Raw genomic sequence first — 16,454 nt, 5'->3', positions numbered from 1 at the left:
GCAGCAGGCGGCAGGAGGCCTCAGGCATGCTGCCCGGCGCCGCCACCCGCGCCCGGCTGCGCGAGGAGGCGCCGCAGCCAGCGGATGCGGGCCTCGCGGGCGTCCCGGCTGACCGCAGCCCCCGGCACCAGACCGTCGAAGCCGTGGAACGCCCCCGGCCAGACGTGCAGTTCGGCCGGGACCCCCGCCCTCCAGAGGGCGTCGGCGTAGGCCACGTCCTCGTCCCGGAAGGTCTCGGCCGACCCCACGTCGATGTAGGCGGGGGGAAGCCCCGACAGGTCCTTCGCGCGGGCGGGCGCCGCGTACGCCGGCAGGTCGGCGGCGCCGTACAGGTCGCCCAGCGCTGCCCGCCAGCCGGTCGCGTTGGAGGTGCGGTCCCAGACGTCCACCCCGGCCATCTGCCGCGAGGAGAACGTCCCGCCGCGGTCGTCCAGCATCGGGCACAGCAGCAGCTGCCCGAGCGGCACGGGCCCGCCCCGGTCCCGGGTGAGCAGGGCCAGGGCGGCGGCGAGACCGCCGCCGGCGCTGCGCCCCGCGATCACGATCCGGTCCGGGGCGATGCCCAGCGCGTCCGCCTCCCCGGCCGCCCAGACCAGGCCCGCGTAGCAGTCCTCCAGCGGTCCGGGGTACCGGGTCCCCGGTGCCAGCCGGTACTCGACCGACAGGACGGCCAGCCCCAGGGGCAGGGCCCATTCCCGCAGCAGCTGGGGGAGCGCGGACGCCGCGTTGCCCATGACCAGACCGCCGCCGTGCAGGAAGTAGAGCAGCGGCAGAGGTCCGGCGGCGCCGGCCGGCCGGGCGCTCACCAGCGTGACGTCCGGCCCGCCCGGCGGTCCGGGTGCACGCACCTCGGACACCTCGAAGCGGCCGCCGTCCCGGAGTTCGCCGAGCGTGGGCCGGGGTCTGGCCGCGGCGTCCAGCTCCACGCGGGCCGTCAGGTTCTCCGGGGTGAGCGGATTCCTCACCCATTCGCCCAAGGAGGCCAGCACCACGTCCAGTTCGGGATCGATGGGCGGCGTGCCTGCCGGTGATGCGTCCGCGCGGTCATCCATGCCACTCAGTGAACCAGTTGCCGGACGCCCCGGGTGGTCCGTCCCGGAGACCGTCCCGGAAACGCAGCCCCGTAAGGCTCTCGCCCCCCTACGGCTCCCGCCCCGTGCGGCTCTCAGGCCGGGGCGCGCCGCGTCAGGACGAGCAGGGCGTCGACGAGGTCCTCCACGGGCGCGCCGGTGGCCAGCCGGCGCAGCTGCTGCCCGAAGACCACGGCGACGACGGCGCCGGCCAGGCGCTCCGCGTCCGGCAGGCCGAGACGCGTCAGGATGCGCGCGGCGAGGCGGTCGTAGGCGGCGAAGCACTCGGCCGCGGCGGCCCGCAGCCGTTCGTCCCGGCCCGCCTGGACGTAGAGTTCGAAGGGGGCGATGTGGCGGCTGTCGAAACCGTCGCCGCCCGCGACCGAGGCCACCACCTCCGCCGCCTGCCGGATGTCGAGGCAATCGTCCGTGCACTCGTCGGCGAGCGCGGTGAAGTGCCGGGTCTCCTCCGCCACGAACAACAGCAGGCTCTCCCGGAGGAGTTCGTGCTGGGTGGCGAAGTGGTAGGTGATCGAGCCGAGCGAGACCCCGGCTTCCTTCGCGATCCGGCGGTTGGACACCGCGGCGATCCCGTCCTGGCCGATGATCCGCAGTACGGCGTCGATGATGTTCTGGCGCGTGTCGGAGGAAGCGGGCATGACCGCATTCTGCCCCAGCGCCCGACGGCGCCGGCCGGGCGGCCCCGGGACGGACGGATCCGGCGGCTCCGCGCTCTGGACAGGCCCGGCCGACCTCCCTACTGTTCGTTCGAACGAACAGGCCGAGAAGGGGAGTTGTCGTGGACGTACGCGGATCGAAGGTTCTGCTCACCGGTGCCACCGGAGGGATCGGGACGGCCCTGGCCGCGGCCATGACCGCCCATGGCGCCGACCTGGTGGTCACCGGACGGCGGGAGGAGGCCCTGAAGGCCGCCTCGGACGCGTACGGCGCGCGCACGGTGCTCGCCGATCTGGCCGACCGGGACGACGTGGCCCGCCTCGCCCGGACGTGTGCCGACACGGACCTGCTGATCGCGAACGCGGCCCTGCCGGCCAGCGGCGAACTGCTCGACTACAGCGAGGACCAGATCGACCGCGCCCTGGACGTCAACCTGCGCGCCCCCGTGATGCTGTGCCGGGCGCTCGCCGAGCCGATGGTGGCGCGCGGCCGGGGCCACATCGTGCTGGTCGGCTCCATCTCGGGCAAGGCCGCGACCCGGTCCTCCTCCCTCTACAACGCGACGAAGTTCGGGCTGCGGGGATTCGCCCTGGCCCTGCGCCAGGACCTCGCCGGCACCGGGGTCGGGGTGTCCCTCGTCCAGCCCGGATTCGTGCGCGACGCCGGCATGTTCGCGGCGACCGGCGCCGCCACGCCGAACCGCATCCGGACCGTCAGCCCCGCGCAGGTGGCCGAAGGTGTCGTACGGGCCGTCCGCCGCGACCTGTGCGAGGTCAACGTGGCACCGCTGGAGCTGCGGCTGCTCAGCGCGATCGCCGGGCAGTTCCCCCGGTTCGCCGAGCGGGTCCAGGCCCGGGCGTCCGGGGTCGAGGACTCGGTCCGGCAGATCGTCGAGGCCCAGCGGGCCTCGCGCTAGCCGGCGGCCGGCGTCACGCCCGGCGGGTGCCCGTGGGGGCGCGGCGTCACCTTCACTCCCTCAACTCCTGTTTGCAGCAGAACCGTCACAGTCCACAGCAGAACCGTCACAGTCCACGGGCCCGGCAACCGCTATGGTGACGTGCGCTCGTCAAGGCGGGCGGTAACTCGATCACCAGACTTTGCAACGGGAATTGAACGTGAAACTTCGTCACGTCCGCGCCATAGCCGTGTTCGGCATCGCGATCGTCGCCCTCACCGGAGCCCGCGGCTCCCACGGCGGCAGCTGCGGCGGCGGTCACAGCAGCAGCGGCAGCCACGGCTCCGACTCCGGCTCCGGCGGCTCCACCGGGGGAACCACCGGCGGCAGCCACGACAACGACAGCAGCACCGGCGGCAGCACCTCGGGGGGCAGTTCCGTCACCGGCGGTTCGCGCGGCGACAAGGCCGAGCGGGACATCCGGATCGACGCGTGCAAGCTGGACGACTCCAGGAAGAACCTGGTCGCCCGGCTGACCGTCACCAACAACGGCTCCCTGGACTACACCTACGACATCACCATGAAGTTCCGCGGCAAGGCCGGCTCGGACGCCAACCTCGCCCTGGCCACCGTGGACAACCTCAAGGTCAAGGCCGGCGCCTCGCAGCAGGTCGAGGCCAAGACGCCGTACACCGGCAAGGGTGACGGCAGCGAGTACAAGGAGTGCGTCGTCCAGCTCGCGTCGAAGAGCGCGTTCTGATCCTCCGGGCGGCGCACCCGCGGTGAGGCGCGACACGGCGCGGTGCGTTGCGGGCGGCGGTGTGGTGCGGGCGGCGGTGTGGTCAATGCCACATCGCCGCACGGGCGATGCGGCGATGTCGGAATTGCCCAAAGATTGGCAATTGGGGCAAATCGTGACAACCATCACGTAACTCACCTTCCTTTCATATGCCCCTTGAGGGTGTGTCAGTCGAAATCGGGCGGGGCATAATCGCCGCCGGTCGCCTCTGCACACGGTGGAGCCGTCGGGGCACCGACCGACCTCCACGGCGGACCCCGCACCGCACCGATCCTCAAGGCGTTCTCAGATGTCCCTGGCCAGCCGCACCCGCCTCGCGGCCCTCCTCGCGACGCTGTCCGTCGGTGCGGCCGGGCTCACGACCTGGGCCTACGGATACGGGTCGGACGGGGCGTCCGGGACCTCCGGGCGGCCCTCCGCCCCCGCGCCGGCCTTCCGCCCGAGCGTCACCGAGGGATCCGTCGTCCAGGTCGTCGCCCATCCCGACGACGACCTGTTCTTCATGAACCCCGACATCTCCCGCTCCATAGCGGCCGGCATCAGGGTCACCAGCGTCTACCTGACCTCCGGCGAGTCCGACGGCAGGAACGAGGCCCACGGCCCGCACCTGGACGACACCGCGCGGCCCGCCGACCGCGCCGCCTACGCCGAGGCCCGCCAGAACGGCATCCGGGGCGCCTACGCGCAGATGGCCACCGGCGACCGCACCAGCGCGTGGCAGCGGAAGTCCATACCCACCGCCGGCGGCGGGAGCGCGGAAGTGGACGTCCTCGTGGCCCGCCCCGAGGTCAATCTGGTGTGGATGCAGCTGCGCGAGGCCCGCAGCATCTCCGACGACAACCCCGACAGCCTCCGCGGCCTGTGGGACGGCGACACCGCCGCCCTGGGCGCCCAGCTGACCTCCGGCACCCCGGTCAAGGGCTGGTTCTCGTACACCAGGGACCAGGTCGTGGAGGCCGTGGCCCAGGTGTTCGCGACGTACCGGCCGACCACGATACGGACGCAGGACCCGACGCCCGGCCTGTACCCGGGCAGCCACGTCCTCGCCGACCACCAGGACCACATGTACGGCGCCCGCTTCGTCCAGGCGGCGGCCGAACGCTACGCGAGGTCCACCGGCCGGCCGCACTTCTCGGTCCAGAACTACGTGAGCTACCCCAACACCGGGCTGCCCCCGACGCTCGCCCCCGAGACCGCCGAGGAGAAGCTCGGCTACCTCAAGACCTACGCCTGGCTCGACGACCTGAACTGGTGCGGCAGCCCCGCCGGCTGCGGCGACCGCAAGGCCGCCACCCGCCCCACCGGCGCCGGATGGAACCAGACCATCCGCTACAGCCGCGGCGAGGGCACCTCCTGGATGGCCGAGGGCCGCTCCGGCCGCCTCTGGGCCTTCGCCGTCCTCGACGGCCGGATGGCGTACTGGTCGCGCGGCGGCCCGCGGGCCGACTGGCAGGGCCCCCGCTTCCTCCCCGGCACCGGCCTCGACACCGGGGCCACCGCCGCCCGCCTCCCCGACGGCCGGATCGCCGTCTTCGGCACCCGTACCACGCTGGGCGCGACACCGAGTGGATACGGCCGGGAGGTCGTGTACGCCGTCCAGGCCGGGCCCGACGGCACGTTCGGCCCCTGGCGGTCCCTGGGCACCCCCGACACCGGGGACACGGCGGTCACCTCGGCCCTCGGCGGGCCCGCCGTCGCCGTGGACCGTACCGGCCGGATGACGGCGTACGTGCGGGACTCCCGGCGGACCCTGCGCAGCAGTACGCAGGAGACCCCGGGCGGCGCCTTCGGGCCGTGGCAGTCCCTCGGAGGCTCCGGCCTCCAGGGCGACCCGGTCACCGCGACGGACGCCTCCGGGCGCCGGCACGTCTACGCGACCACGCTCCGCGGAGTGCTGGCCTGGGTCCAGCCCGCACCGGACGCCCCGCTCGCCGGCCCCTTCCCGACCGGGCTGCCGCAGACCACCGGCCCGCTCTCGGTGAGCCCGGAGGGCGAGGGCGTGCGCCTGTACTTCCGCCGGCCCGGCACCGGCACCGTCGACACGAGCCTGGCCACTGCGGCCACTGCGGCCACTGCGGCCACTGCGGCCACTGCGGCCACTGCGGGCACTGCGGGCACGACGGCCACGGCGGGCACGGCGGGCACGGCAGGCACGGCAGGTACGGCGGACGCGGCGAACCCGCAGTCCGCCTCGCAGTCCGCCCCGCAGTCCGCGCCGCGGTTCTCCCCGGTGACCGACGCGGGCGGCCGGGCCGGCTACGGCGCCGTCGGCGCGGCCGACGGCCTGCTCGCCGGCCGCGCGGACACCGGCACCGTCGGGACCTCGGCCCTCCCCGGACTGCCCGACGCACCCGGCGGCGCCGGGACCGGCGGTCCGGGCGCGAGCGTTCCGCAGCCCTGGCACGAGTCCGGGATGCTGTACACGGGCGCTCCGGTCCTCGTGGCCGGAGCCACCGGGGCCGCGGCCGTCGCTGCGGCGGTCGGCCTGGACGCGGCCCTGCACGTCGCGACGGCCTCCCCGTCCGGTGCGGGGCACCCGGGCGGCGGACCCGCCTCCGTGTGGCAGCGGGCGGTCCCGCCCTGGAAGGGCGGCCGGGCCGGCATTACCCCGGGTGGCGGGCCGGGCCCACGGGAGTGAGGATGGCGGCCGGACCGCAGCGGCACCGCCCGGCGGCGGCCCGCTCCTGACCCGCGGGCGATCGGGGCGCCATGACTCCCTGTTCCGGCTCCACCGGGCGCGCTGGACCGGGAACGGCCCGCGCCCTGCTCTCCGTGCTCTCCCTGGCCGCGGTCGCGGCCTTCGCGACCGGGTGCCGGAACGATCCCTCACCGGCATGGGGGTACCCGGAACTCAAGGCCACCCTGGAGTCGTTCGCCGGCGCGCTCGCCGAACCCTGCGACCGGACCGCCCCCGAGAGCTGCACGGCCGGCCTCGACCGGACCGGCACGCTGGCGGAGCGCGCCTTCGACGAGGTGCTCGGCCATGGACTCCTCGACGACGGGTACGCCGAGGCGAGGAGCCGCGCCGACCGGGCCAGGGCCGCCCGCCTCGCCGCCGCCCGGGAGGCCCGCTCCCGCCGCGATCCGCAGCACCCCCCGTTCCGGCGCGCGGTGGCGGAGGAGCGGCGCGCGTACGAGCACCTCCTCGCGGAACTCCGGCGCCTCCGCACCGCACCGCCACCGGGCGACGGCACCGACCCCGTCTGACCCCTCGCCGGGTTCCCGTGGCGGTGCCTCCCGGATGCCGCCGCGCACGAACCGTGCACATCATGGGATTTCCCGGCCCGCCCTCGCTGCAACGGGAGGAACGACCAGTGCTCCGACCGAGGGAGAGCACCGCCGGAGACGACGCTCCGCAGCCGGCGGCACATCCCGCCGCCCCGCGGTCCACCCCCACCGGATTCCGCTCCGCCCTCCGCCGGGCGCTCCTGCCTGCGGCGGGCGGCACGCTGGTGGCGGCGGCCGGAGCCCTGGTCGCCGTCGGATGCTTCCTGGGGCTCTACCTGCGGCCCACCTCCGACGACTGGTGCGCCGGCTGGAAGGCCCGTGACCTGGGGGTCCTCGGCATCACCGCCGACTTCTACACCACCCAGAACGGCCGGATCGCGAACGCCTTCCTCAGCGGTCTCGTGTACGGGGACGGCCTGGCCGGAGTGAAGGTCCTGCCCACGGTCATCGCCGTCACCTTCACCCTCGGCCTGGTCCTGCTGGGACGGGAGGCGGTGCGCCTCCTCGGCGGACGGCCCCGGGTGCTGCTCCTGGTCGCCTGCGCCCTGGTCCTCCAGGCGCTCCTCTACTACGCGGGACCGCGCGCCTACCAGGTACTGCTGTGGGCCCCGGCCACCATCTCGCACACGGTGCCGAGCGTCATCGGCGTGTGGGCGCTCCTGCCGGCCATCGCCACCGTCCGCCGGCCGCGGACCGGGCCACGCATCTGCGGATACGCCGCGGCCTTCCTCATCGCGGCCGGGCTCGGCACCCTGAGTGAACCGTTCGCGCTCGTCAGCGGACTGCTCGCGGCCGCGGTCGGCCTGGTGGCGCTGCCCCGGCTCGGTCTGGCGCGGACCCGGCGCGCGTCCCTCTGGTGTCTGTTCTGGTGCTCCGGCCTGGTGTGCGGCCTGATCGTGCTCTACACGTCCCCCGGCGCCCGCTGGCGCCGCGCCCAGCAGCCGGCCGGGGAATCCCCGCTCTCCGGGGCCGGCCTCCGGGGCACCCTCGACGGCTGGCTGCACATGTGGGGCTCCATCGCCGGCCAGTGGGCGTACCTCGGCGCCGCCGCGGTCGGGATCCTCCTGGGCCTGGGGTGCCGGCTCCGCGCCCCCGCCAGGGGCGGGCGGGAGGCGCGACCGGCCGTCCCCCGGCACATGCTGCTCGCCGTACTGCTGCTGCCCGTACCCGTCGTGCTGCTCGGGTCGTTCGCCGTGGCGCTGGGCCTGCGCAGCGGCTACGGGCCGGACGGATGGACGTACGCCCGCACCTGGACGAGCCACCTCGCCCTCATGGAACTGGCCCTGTGCGGCTACGGCGTACTGCTGGGGGACCGGCTCGGGCGGCTCCGGGCCGGCCGCCCGGCCGCGGCGGCGGGCCGCGGGGCGGCCGGGATCACGGCGGCGGGGATCCAGGCGGCCGGCATCCTGGTGTCCGCCTGCGTGGCGCTGGCCTCGCTGGCCGTGCTCGTCCCGGGCCTCCAGCGGCTGACGACCGCCACCGTCACCCGGTCGGTCGCCTGGGACGCCCAGAACGCCCGCATCCGCGCGGAAGCGGCACGGGGCGCCACGGACGTGGGCTACCGGCCCCTGTACATCGGGAACCTGGCCGAACCCTTCTACACCTCCCGCTACGACCGCGACTGGGTCGCCGCCTGCGTGTCGAAGTGGTACGGCGTCGACCGCATCCACCGCCTCCGCCGCTAGGGCCCGTCCGACCCCGACCCGCCGGACGGGCCCCGGCCGGTCACGAGAGCCCGGCCGCCTTCCGGGCAACCTGCTCCAGGCGGCCCCGGTACTCCTTCCACCACGCGGGGTCGTCCGACGGCATGCTGTCGTTCCCCTCGTTCATGCCCGCGGCGCCGTCCGTCAGTTCCCGGAGGATGTCGGCGTGGCCGGCGTGCCGGTGGGTGTCGGCGATCACCCGCACCACGGCGTGGTGCAGGGTGACCTCGTCCCTGCCGTCCGGCCACCACGGCACCCTGCCGACGGTGTCCAGCGGCAGCGCGTCCAGCGTCGCGTCCGCGTGCGCCCACGCCCGGCGGTACAGGGCGAGCACGTCCTCGCGCGACTCCTCGGCCGTGGCCCACATGTCCGCGTTGGCCTCGGCGCCGACCCCGAACCAGGACAGCGGCTCGCCCGGCGGCCGTCCGAACGTGTCGCCGAGATAGCCCAGCTCCACGCCCGCCGCATGCTTCACCAAGCCCAGCAGATTGGTGCCGGTCGGTGTCGCCGGGCGGCGGACGTCGTACTCCGAGAGCCCTTCGAGCTTCCACAGCAGGGCGTCACGGGCGGACTGCAGGTAGAAGCGGAGGTCGGCCTTGGCATCAGATGCACTCATCCGACCAGTCTGCGGTTCGAGGCGATCTTGACGCACCCCGTTCGGCCGAACCCCGCCCCCCTCGCCGCTCAGTCCTGCGCGTCACCGTCCTGCGGGTGCAGGCGCTGCCACGCCGCGGCGAACATCTCGTGCAGCGGAGCGGTCGGGAGCACCCGGCCGAACGGCGAGCGGATGCTGTTGCCCCACAGCGGGCGCACCTCGTGCGGGGCCAGCTTCACCGTCTCCAGCGGCAGGTGCGGAGCCTTGAGCTCCGTCCACTCCCCGGGCAGGAACAGGGTCCGCCCGGCCCGCGCCCGCTTGGCCTCCACCACCGCGCCCGTGCCGAGCAGTTCCGCCCGGACCTCGGCGTGCCGTTTGGTCGTCCAGCCGTTCCACCGCCGTACGTTCCGGTCGGTGGGCGCTGCCAGCGTCGCCAGCTGGAGGTACAGCGCTGCCGCGTCCGCGCCCGCTCCCAGCCGCTCCGCCACCCGGGCCACCAGCTCCGGGCAGGACTGCCGCGGATCCGCCTCGTACGCCCCGGCCGGCACCACTCCCGAGCCGGCCCGGCGCATCATCCGCTCCAGGCCGCCGCCGGCCACCAGCGGCGCCACCCGGTCCAGTTCCTCGGTCAGATCGGTGAGCTCCCGCACCCGCTCCCACACCTCGGGATCGGCGACGGCCGCCGGCCGCAGGAAGGAGGCCCCGCCGGGCGCGCACACCACCAGCGGCCCCGAGTCGTACGCGGTCAACGGGACGGGCCCCTCCTCCTTGCGGGAGTCCATCGCCACCGGCAGCCGCCCCGGCCCGAACCGCTCCTCGATGTCCGCCGAGGTGTCCTTGACCCGTCCGCCGCCCAGCGGCAGCAACAGCTGTGGGCGGTCCAGCTCGGCCCGCAGCCGCTCGTACAGGGCCGCCGCACCGGCCACCGCCGGATCGCCCGCGGGCCGGTCCGTCCACGCCCACACCAGCGCGCTCGCGATCTGCCCGAGGTCGAGGCCCACCGGGGTGCGGTACGGCAGCTCCGGCCCGGCCGGGGGCACGGCGCGGACCTCCACCCCGATCCCGTACGGGGTCGCCGCCAGTTCCCAGCCGGCCGCCTCCACGGTGGAGTCCGCGGCCGCCCCGTACCCGCCGGCGAGCCGCCGGGCCCACACCTCGGAGAGCCCGAGCGCGTCCTCCAGGGCGTCTGCCGCCTCGTCGTGGACAGCGGGCAGCACACCCACGAGCTCCCGCCACACCGCGGCCATCCGCTCCACCGCCGCCTCGATCCCGCCGGGCCGCCACAGCTCGGCCGGGTCATCCGGAAGGGCTGCCGCCAGGACGGCCCTCCGGCCCGCGCCGCCGAGCCGCGCGCGCAGCCCGTCGTACTCCTCGGCCGTCATCGGCGTCGCCTTGTAGGGGGCCTTGCGCACCAGGGAGCGGTCCTCGTCCCGGTCGAACCGGCCCACCAGGCCGGCCACCACGAGCCGGGCCACCGCCCGCCGCACGCCGGTCAGCGCGGCGAACCGGGCCGCCGCCGACTCCGGCACCGGGAGCGGGCCGTGCTCCTCGACGGCGGCGACCAGAGCCCGCAGCCGGGCTGCGTCGTCCCGTTCCACCACGACCGGCCGGGCCTGCGGAACCGCCGCCGGCACCGGGTCGTCCGCCCCCTCCGCGGCGGGGGCCACGAACCAGCACTCCGAGCCCCCGTGCCGCACCGCGGCGGACACCACCGTGATGCCGTCCGCACGCAGCCCGTCCAGGACCTCGGCCGCCGCCCGCCCGGCCCACCACCGGCCGCCCGCCCGGGCGAACGGCTGGTCGGCCCAGGTGTCCAGCAGCGCGATCAGCGCGGCCCGTTCCCCGTCCGGGGTCGGTGCCACCGCCGCCCGCCAGGCCGCCGCGCCGACCGTGCCCAGCAGCTGCGACCAGTCCTGCGGCGGCGCCGGCGGCGACAGCCGCCGCACCTCCTCCACCAGGGTCCCCGCCAGGCAGGCGCCATCGGCCGCCAGAGCGCTCAGCGTCGCGGCCAGACCCACGTCCGCGGTCCGCCGCCACGCGTCCCTCTCCCCGTACGACACCAGCCCGCACAGCGCGGGCATCAGCTCGCTGTCCGGCACGGACCGGCGGGGCAGGGCCGGCGGTGCCTCCGCGAGCAGGGTCACCCGCCGGTGCAGGGCGAGCCGGCGCTCCTCCACCCGGAGGGCCCGGGCGGCCACCGCCGCCACCGCCCCGGCCAGCACCGGGTCGGTGACGGCCGGCAGCTCGCGGGCCACGGCGGCCCGCAGCGCCTCCGCTCCGGTGCGGGCGGCCGCCAGCAGCGCCTCCGCCGTCTCCCGTCCCACGGCCCGCAGCGCCCGGGACCCGGCCGCGTCCCGGGTCCGCAGCAGGTACCAGAACGCGGGCGGCAGGGCCACACCGCCCGAGGCGGTGGCCTTCCGGACCGGCTTGACCCGCGGATGGCGGGGCGAGGCGTGCCCGTCCAGCTCCCACAGCAGCACGCCGTCCGCCGCGTACGCGCGCACCCCCGTCCGGGTCTGCGCCTCGGCGAGCACCACGTCCTCCACCGCTCCCTCCGGCGGTGCCCACAGCCCCCACGGCTCCTGCCCCGCCCGGTCGATGTCGAAGAGGGCCTTGCGCCCGTCGATGCTCTCCACCAGGTAGTGGTCGGGTGCGTTGCCGCGGTGCCGGGTGCGGAACAGGATCCGGGTCCCGACCAGCCCGTCCCGGCTGCCCAGTGGGGAGCCCGTCAGGCCCTCGGGCAGCGGCGCCAGTTGCAGGGCCTCCCTGGCCACGCTCATCCCGGCCTCGGAGGGCTCCGCGGCGGGATCGGCGCCCGCCGGGCGGCCCGGGAAGTCCGGCAGGGCCACCGCGCCGCCCGGCTGCCCGGTGACCGGGTCCACCACCTCCCACGCCCGGTCGTTGTAGATGCCGTTGCTCCAGATCCGCTTGCCGTCGCCGAGCTGCAGCTCGTCCCCGTCGATGCCCTCGCGGCCGCCCGGGCGCAGGACCCGCTGCCCGGAGTGCCGCCCGCCCCCGTCGGCGGTCTCGAACTGGAAGCCGTACGCCCCGTCCAGGCTGCCGCCGAACGGCAGCAGCCCGCCCAGCTGCTCCGGGGCAAACGGCTCCTCGGGCCGGTCGGACCACACGGCGGTGTCGCAGAAGTAGGGACTCGGTTCGACGGACCAGCTGACCAGGAAGGAGCCGCCCACGTAGTGCACCGCGAACATGGTCGCGTCCTCGGGCACCGTGAACCGGCAGGAGCCGCGCACCCCGTCCGGGGCGACGGCCACCGCCCGGTCCCGCCCGAACACCGTCAGCACCGGCCAGGTGGTGGTCACCCCCTCCACACCCGGCAGCGGCCCTCCGGCCCCCTCCGGGCCGGCTGCCGACGCGAACCCGGCGTATACCGACTCCAACTCGGGCCAGGCCAGTTCCTCCGGCAGCCCACCGGTCAGCGAACGCTGCAGGGCCCCCGCCGCACCCGCTCCGGCCAGCGCCTCGACGATGCCGCCGAGCGCCGTGACCGTGGGCCGGTCCAGCAGGGTCTCCAGCTCCGCCAGGGACTCCTCGGCCCCCGCCATGCCCCCGCCGCCGACGGTGTCCACCAGCTTGCCCACGCGCGCCGCGACCCCCTGGGCGATCCCCTCGTTGCCCGGCAGCAGGGTGATCGCCGTCCCGGCCCGGCGGACCCGGGCCGGGGACCAGTTCGGCAGCAGGTGCTCGTGCACCGTGCCCTCCAGCCGGGGGCCGAACACCGGGTCGGCGGCCAGCGCGACCAGGTCGCGCCGGGACCGCTCGCCCCAGAACCGCATCCGCATCTCCGGGCCCGGGTCGACGACCGCCACCCCCGCCGCCAGCAGGGCGTCCAGCACGTCCGCGTCGAAGCCCTGGTAGTGGTGCCGGGTGGTGTGCACCGTCACCGGGCCGCCCTCCGCCCGCAGTCCCGGCCCCAACGCGCCCACCAGGTCGAGGAACTCGCCGGGCAGCGGCTGTCGCGTGACACCGCCACCGCCGGCCCGGGTGTACTGGTACATGTGCACGAAGTGCCCCACCCAGCGGTGCAGTCCGCCCTCCGGCACGACCCGCCCCTCGGCCATCGCCGCGGCCGCGCCGCAGCCGTCCAGCAGCCGCAGCCACGCCCCGCCGTCGGTCACCCCCTCCGGGAACACCTCCACCAGCCCGGCGGACACCGTGTCCGTCGGCGGATGGGCCGTCAGGACCGTGCACGCCGCGTCCAGCAGGGCGTCCGGCACGGACTTCTTCCGGGTGACCGACAGGATCGCGCCGGTCATCCGCGCGATCTCCGCCTCCCCGTGCCCGGCGGCCTTGGCGGAGGCCCGGACCCGCCGCACCAGGTCCGCCGGCAGGTCCGCCCGCGAGCCCGCCCACGCCGTCAGGAACCTCTCCAGCTCCGTGTGCGCCCCGGCCGGGTCCAGCGTCGCGGTGAGGAACCGCTGATGGGCGCCGAACTCCTTGGCGGGCATGGCCCCGCCCGCCGCGAACAGCAGCGCGTTCGCCCGGCGGTAGCCGGGGTCCACCGGCAGCCCGTGCTCCGCCTCGGCCGCCCGCGCCGCCGCATAGGCCCGCCCGCCCGGCCGGCTCCCGTACCCGATCAGCCGGTGGCCCACCGTGTCCCAGAACCACGGCAGGTGCGCCGGGGGGAGCTGCCGCGCCCGGTACGCCATGGTGTCCACGAAGCCGCCGGGCTTGTCGTAGGACCGGCCGAGCTCGGCGCGCATGAAGTCGATCAGGTCGCGCGCGACCTCGGCCGCGTCCGGGTCGTGGGCGGTGACCCAGTCGGCGTAGGTGGTCGAGGCGTGCGTACCACCGGTGGGCAGCAGGGATTCCAACGAGACGATCATGCCTCGGATCGTCGCACGGTCCACTGACAGCCCGTCGGCCGCCCGGACGGGCTGTGGACAACGGCGACCGAGGCGGCGCCGCACGGGTTTGCCGGGCCGCCTTCCGGTCATACGCGTGGAGTGCGGCGGTGGATCCCCCCGGCGGCGGCTGCTTCAGCAGGCGCACCCGGGCACGGGCCGGACGACCCGATCGGAAGAGGAGGCAACGCGGATGGCCGGCATAGGCGGTTGCATCGCGCTGATCACGGTGGGGGCCGTCCTCACCTTCGCCAGCGACTGGAAGATGGAGAGCGTCGACCTGGACGCGGTCGGACTGATCATGATGGGCGTCGGCCTGCTCGGCCTCGGCGTGTACGCGAGCGTCCTGCGCCGGCGCCGGGTGTCGACCGCCCTCCCGGTGGTCGACGAGACCCGCGACCGGACCTGACGGTCACGCAGGGAGCAGAGCACGCACCGGACGGCGGACCGGGGACGCTCTTGTGCGGCGCGCCGCGCAGGAGCGCCCCGGACGCGGTCGTCTACCGTGAGGGCGGGTAGATCACGGCAAATGTCCGGGTTCTCGCTTGCGGACACCGTTCCGTGCCGGCGCACCCGGTGGGTGGCAAGGGCGGAATCGGGACATGGGCGGAGCGGAACAGCCGGCGGTGCCGGAGGTGGTCGACACCCCTCACCGGCGCGGACAGCCGACCGGCCGACTGGCCCGGTGGCTGCTGCGCCACCAGGTCCAGCCGGTGGGGCCGGCGGCGGAAGAGAGCCACGCGCAGCCGCACGCCTGGTGGAAGGTGATGTGCCTGACGGGCGTGGACTACTTCTCCAGCCTGGCCTACGTGCCCGCGATCGCCGCCCTCGCCGCCGGAGCGGTCTCCCCCCTGGCCACCCTGCTGATCGTCGCGCTGACCCTGCTCGGCATGCTGCCGATGTACCGGCGGGTGGCGAAGGAGAGCCCGCACGGCGCCGGGTCGGTGGCGATGCTGGAGGACCTGCTGCCGTTCTGGTGGGGCAAGCTGTTCGTGCTGGTCCTGCTGGGTTTCGTGGCCACCTCCTGGATCATCACCATCACCCTGTCCACGGCGGACGCCACCGTCCACGTGATGGAGAACCCGTTCTTCCCCGCGGCACTGCACGGCCACGAGGTCGGCCTCACGATCGCCCTGCTGCTGGTGCTCGGCGGCGTGTTCCTGCTCGGCTTCAGCGAAGCGGTCGGCGTGGCCATCCCCCTGGTCGCCGTGTTCCTGGTGCTCAACGCGGTCGTGATCGCCGTCGGCCTCGCCCACGTGATCACCAGTCCGACCGCCTGGCCGGACTGGACCGACGCCCTCACCTCGACCGGAGGAGGCTTCGGCCACCTGATCGGCCCCGCCCTGCTCGCCTTCCCCCTGCTGGTCCTCGGCCTGTCGGGCTTCGAGACCGGAGTGAGCATGATGCCGCTCGTCGAAGCCGGGGGAAGCGACGAGGAGCAGCGGCTCCGCTCACGCATCCGCAACACCCGCAAGCTGCTGACCACCGCCGCCGCCATCATGAGCGTCTACCTGCTGACCGCGAGCTTCGTCACCACCCTCCTCATCCCGCACGAGGCGTTCGAGCCGGGCGGCGCCGCCAACGGCCGTGCCCTGGCATGGCTGGCCCACGAGCAGGTGGGCGAGGGCTTCGGCACCGTCTACGACATCAGCACCATCCTGATCCTGTGGTTCGCCGGCGCGTCCGCCATGGCGGGACTGGTCAACATCGTCCCCCGCTACCTGCCCGACTACGGGATGGCCCCCGAATGGGGCCGCGCCGTCCGCCCCGTCGTACTCGTCTACACCGCCCTGTGCATCGTCATCACGATCGCCTTCAACGCCGACGTCGACGAGCAGGCCGGCGCCTACGCCACCGGCATCCTGGCCATGATGGTCTCCGCCGCCTTCGCGGTGACGGTGTCCTCCGCGCGCCGCCGCCGGCGAGGGGCCGCCGTCGGATTCTCCGCGCTCACCCTGGTCCTGCTGTACGCGCTGGTCGCCAACATCGTCGACAAGCCCGACGGCATCCTGATCTCGGGGTTCTTCATCGCCGGCATCGTCGTGGTCTCCCTGGTCTCCCGGGTCTCCCGCACCACCGAACTGCGCGCCGACCGCATCGTCTTCGACGCCGACGCCCGCCGGTTCATCGACGAGACCCTCGCCCACGACAACGCCGTCAACCTGATCGCCAACCGGCGCCAGGCCGGTGACACCGCCGAGTACAGCGCCAAGGAAAGCGAACAGCGCGGGGTCAACCCGGTCCCCGGCTTCGCCGACGTGATCTTCCTCGAGATCGACGTCGTCGACCCTTCCGACTTCAGCGACACCCTCACCGTGCACGGCGTCGAGGTGGGCGGGCACCGGATCCTGCGGGCCGACGCCCCGGCCGCCCCCAACGCGATCGCCGCCGTCCTGCTCGCCCTGCGCGACGCCACCGGGGTCCTGCCGCAATGCCACTTCGCCTGGGCGGAAGGCAGTCCGCTGGTGCACATGGTCCGCTACTTCCTCCTCGGACGCGGTGACACGGCGCCCGTCACCCGCGAGATCATCCGCAGCCACGAACCCGACCCCGGGCGCCGCCCCGGCATCCACGTCGGGGGCTGAACCGGAAGGGACCACAGGAGGCGCGGGGCCGGCCGGCAC

Annotated in this window: 11 protein-coding genes; 7 read left to right on the top strand and 4 right to left on the bottom strand. The window is 75.0% G+C overall.

The window, feature by feature from the left end:
• Window positions 1–20: 20 nt before the first annotated feature.
• Window positions 21–1,052: an alpha/beta hydrolase fold domain-containing protein gene (locus tag AB0O36_RS15030; RefSeq protein WP_365109336.1), complete on the bottom strand. Its 1,032-nt coding sequence runs from the start codon at window positions 1,050–1,052 to the stop codon at window positions 21–23.
• A 113-nt stretch (window positions 1,053–1,165) separates the two neighbouring features.
• Entirely contained in the window at window positions 1,166–1,729 is a 564-nt protein-coding gene (locus AB0O36_RS15025) for a TetR family transcriptional regulator (RefSeq protein WP_365109333.1), read from the bottom strand.
• 140 nt (window positions 1,730–1,869) lie between these two features.
• On the opposite strand from AB0O36_RS15025, the gene AB0O36_RS15020 reads away from it, so the two are divergent.
• The 5 genes from AB0O36_RS15020 to AB0O36_RS15000 all read left to right on the top strand — a co-directional run bounded on the left by AB0O36_RS15020 (window position 1,870) and on the right by AB0O36_RS15000 (window position 8,355).
• Complete coding sequence (locus AB0O36_RS15020) at window positions 1,870–2,664, top strand: SDR family NAD(P)-dependent oxidoreductase (protein WP_365109331.1); 795 nt, start codon at window positions 1,870–1,872, stop codon at window positions 2,662–2,664.
• Between the two features lie 199 nt (window positions 2,665–2,863).
• Window positions 2,864–3,403: a hypothetical protein gene (locus tag AB0O36_RS15015; protein ID WP_365109328.1), complete on the top strand. Its 540-nt coding sequence runs from the start codon at window positions 2,864–2,866 to the stop codon at window positions 3,401–3,403.
• Window positions 3,404–3,731: 328 nt separating this feature from the next.
• A complete protein-coding gene (locus AB0O36_RS15010) occupies window positions 3,732–6,080 on the top strand; it encodes a PIG-L family deacetylase (protein ID WP_365109325.1) in 2,349 nt (782 codons plus the stop codon).
• 71 nt (window positions 6,081–6,151) lie between these two features.
• Window positions 6,152–6,649 carry a hypothetical protein gene (locus tag AB0O36_RS15005; protein WP_365109322.1) on the top strand — a complete coding sequence of 166 codons (498 nt, stop codon included), beginning with the start codon at window positions 6,152–6,154 and terminating at the stop codon, window positions 6,647–6,649.
• Window positions 6,650–6,756: 107 nt separating this feature from the next.
• Window positions 6,757–8,355, top strand: coding sequence for a hypothetical protein (locus AB0O36_RS15000; protein WP_365109319.1), 1,599 nt, complete (start codon window positions 6,757–6,759; stop codon window positions 8,353–8,355).
• Window positions 8,356–8,395: 40 nt separating this feature from the next.
• Here AB0O36_RS15000 and AB0O36_RS14995 read toward each other — a convergent pair whose 3' ends face one another.
• A complete protein-coding gene (locus tag AB0O36_RS14995) occupies window positions 8,396–8,989 on the bottom strand; it encodes a DinB family protein (protein ID WP_365109316.1) in 594 nt (197 codons plus the stop codon).
• 68 nt (window positions 8,990–9,057) lie between these two features.
• Window positions 9,058–13,812 carry a hypothetical protein gene (locus AB0O36_RS14990; RefSeq protein WP_365109313.1) on the bottom strand — a complete coding sequence of 1,585 codons (4,755 nt, stop codon included), beginning with the start codon at window positions 13,810–13,812 and terminating at the stop codon, window positions 9,058–9,060.
• A gap of 211 nt (window positions 13,813–14,023) precedes the next feature.
• Between AB0O36_RS14990 and AB0O36_RS14985 the strand changes: the two genes are divergently transcribed.
• Window positions 14,024–14,239 (top strand): hypothetical protein, encoded by a 216-nt coding sequence (locus tag AB0O36_RS14985; protein ID WP_365109310.1) that lies wholly within the window; start codon window positions 14,024–14,026, stop codon window positions 14,237–14,239.
• A 193-nt stretch (window positions 14,240–14,432) separates the two neighbouring features.
• Complete coding sequence (locus AB0O36_RS14980) at window positions 14,433–16,415, top strand: amino acid transporter (protein WP_365109308.1); 1,983 nt, start codon at window positions 14,433–14,435, stop codon at window positions 16,413–16,415.
• Window positions 16,416–16,454: the final 39 nt, after the last annotated feature.

The sequence above is a fragment of the Streptomyces sp. NPDC089799 genome, assembly GCF_040684755.1.
Lineage (GTDB): Bacteria > Actinomycetota > Actinomycetes > Streptomycetales > Streptomycetaceae > Streptomyces.
This window is presented reverse-complemented; position numbering and strand designations above follow the sequence as displayed.

Coding starts and splice junctions, on each gene's coding strand:
- AB0O36_RS14990 (WP_365109313.1), bottom strand. CDS start 13,812: ATGATCGTCTCGTTGGAATCCCTGCTGCCCACCGGTGGTACGCACGCC.
- AB0O36_RS14980 (WP_365109308.1), top strand. CDS start 14,433: ATGGGCGGAGCGGAACAGCCGGCGGTGCCGGAGGTGGTCGACACCCCT.
- AB0O36_RS15025 (WP_365109333.1), bottom strand. CDS start 1,729: ATGCCCGCTTCCTCCGACACGCGCCAGAACATCATCGACGCCGTACTG.
- AB0O36_RS14995 (WP_365109316.1), bottom strand. CDS start 8,989: ATGAGTGCATCTGATGCCAAGGCCGACCTCCGCTTCTACCTGCAGTCC.
- AB0O36_RS15005 (WP_365109322.1), top strand. CDS start 6,152: ATGACTCCCTGTTCCGGCTCCACCGGGCGCGCTGGACCGGGAACGGCC.
- AB0O36_RS15010 (WP_365109325.1), top strand. CDS start 3,732: ATGTCCCTGGCCAGCCGCACCCGCCTCGCGGCCCTCCTCGCGACGCTG.
- AB0O36_RS14985 (WP_365109310.1), top strand. CDS start 14,024: ATGGCCGGCATAGGCGGTTGCATCGCGCTGATCACGGTGGGGGCCGTC.
- AB0O36_RS15030 (WP_365109336.1), bottom strand. CDS start 1,052: ATGGATGACCGCGCGGACGCATCACCGGCAGGCACGCCGCCCATCGAT.